Source organism: Pseudoalteromonas sp. SG45-3 (genome assembly GCF_014164075.1).
In the GTDB taxonomy this organism is placed as follows: Bacteria; Pseudomonadota; Gammaproteobacteria; order Enterobacterales; family Alteromonadaceae; genus Pseudoalteromonas; species Pseudoalteromonas distincta.
In genome coordinates this window covers 1-1,911 of record NZ_JACJEN010000047.1, presented here as the reverse complement: position 1 = coordinate 1,911, position 1,911 = coordinate 1, and the positions used below count along the sequence as shown (strand labels likewise).

The following is a 1,911-nucleotide window of genomic DNA, read 5'->3' as shown; positions in this document are numbered from 1 at the left end:
TTTAGCTTACTTGAACTATTGTTACGGCGCGAAGGTGAAGTATTGCCACGTTCGTTAATTGCTTCTCAAGTATGGGATATGAATTTTGATAGTGACACCAATGTGATTGATGTTGCCATTCGTAGACTAAGAGCAAAAGTTGATGATGACTTTACTGTTAAATTAATTCATACAGTTCGTGGTATGGGCTATAAATTAGAGGTTGAAACTGATGACTATTAAGTCACGACCTTTATCACTTACGATGCGTGTTGTGTTGTTTGTGGCTGTAACCGTTATTGCGTGCTTAACTTTAGTTGCTTTTTTAATAAATAGTTCAATAAAGCATCATTTTTTTCAGCAAGATAGCAGTGAACTACATGTTATTAATCAATCTATTGAATTTGTTTTAACACAACAGTATAAATCAAACCTGAAGCTTAAAAATGAATTATCTAACGCTGTTGCGGGTCATCACGGTGTTTACTATCAGGTAAATACTGCAAAAGGAGATCTCATTTTTCAAAGCTCTGAACGAGATTTTAGTGATTTTGCAATGAGTGCAAAGGCTTCAACTGGCTTTAACAGTAACAACATTATCTCATGGCAAAATGGTACTCACACCTACCGAGCTCTGGTGAATAATTTAAGTACTGGGCAACAGCAATACAAGATTACTACAGCGATAGACATGAGCTTTCATTTACACTTTCTCAATCAATTTCAGCAAAGCCTTTGGGCTATTATGTTTGGTTCAGCGGTACTCATTTTATTGGTGGCTTGGTTTGCTATACATCAAGGATTAAACCCTTTACGAGGTGTAAGTCAGAAAATGCATGATATCCAAACTAATAAAATGGATGTAAGGCCTGATGAAAATAAAGTGCCTATTGAGCTTGTTAATATGGTGCAATCTTTCAATTTAATGCTAGACAGGCTTCAAGGTGAATTTATCCGGCTATCAAATTTTTCTAGTGATATTGCTCATGAACTACGCACACCTCTTACCAATATAATAACTCAAACGCAGGTTGGCCTATCTAAAAAAAGGCAATCCGAAGAGTACCAAGAGTTATTATTTTCTAATCTAGAAGAGTTGGAACGACTAACTAAGATGGTTAGTGACATGCTTTGGCTGGCAAAAACCCAAAACGGCCTAATTAAACCAACCCAAGACATTTTATCCAGCCATGAAGAAATTGAAGCGCTGTTTGAATATTTTGATGCTTTAGCTGAAGAATCATCGCTGATACTTAATAAAGCAGGTGAAAACATCAGTTTTTATTGTGATAAACTACATTTTCGTCAATTGTTATCAAACCTGTTATCGAATGCTATAAGATATGCACCGAAGGGGTCATCAATTACGGTAAGTAGTGAAATAACATCTGTTGAAAAAGTATGTATCTGTGTGAGTAATACCGGCGAGAAAATACCTTCTGCACATTTACCTTATTTATTTGACCGCTTTTATCGACCAGATAAGTCTCGGCAACGCCATAGTGATGGAGCCGGTTTAGGGCTTGCAATAGTTAAAGCTCTAGCGCAAGCAAACAGTGGTGATGTAGAGGTCAGTTCAAATAATCAAACTACCAGCTTTAAAGTTTTTTTTAATTTAGCTAAAAGCTAATTATTAAAATTAATAACTCAATGTTTGCTCTCAGCATTTTGGCGAAGTTTAACTAAGTGTTGTGAGTTAAAGCACTCGATTCAGTACACTGATTAAATCGTTTCACAGGTGTTTCGTAGTCTAAGAAGAGCAATTTAGGTACTTCGCTATTTCTCTGAATGATTTACCTGCTGCTACGTAAGCGTATAGCTAACGACACCTAGCCTTGCTTAATATTCCAAGGTAGCAGTGGCTCAAGGTTACTTGGCTGCTCTGCAATATGTTGCAAGCACATTGAGATGTAGTCATGCACTACAAGATCA

Annotated in this window: 2 protein-coding genes; both read left to right on the top strand. The window is 36.6% G+C overall.

Annotation, left to right across the window (positions count from 1 at the left end):
* A partial coding sequence (locus tag H5126_RS21155; protein WP_182721541.1) for a winged helix-turn-helix domain-containing protein occupies positions 1-222 on the top strand: 222 nt, incomplete at its 5' end.
* Positions 212-1,609, top strand: coding sequence for a heavy metal sensor histidine kinase (locus tag H5126_RS21150; RefSeq protein ID WP_024596890.1), 1,398 nt, complete (start codon positions 212-214; stop codon positions 1,607-1,609). The genes H5126_RS21155 and H5126_RS21150, both read left to right, overlap by 11 nt.
* The last annotated feature ends 302 nt before the right edge of the window (positions 1,610-1,911 follow it).

Coding starts and splice junctions, on each gene's coding strand:
- H5126_RS21150 (WP_024596890.1), top strand. CDS start 212: ATGACTATTAAGTCACGACCTTTATCACTTACGATGCGTGTTGTGTTG.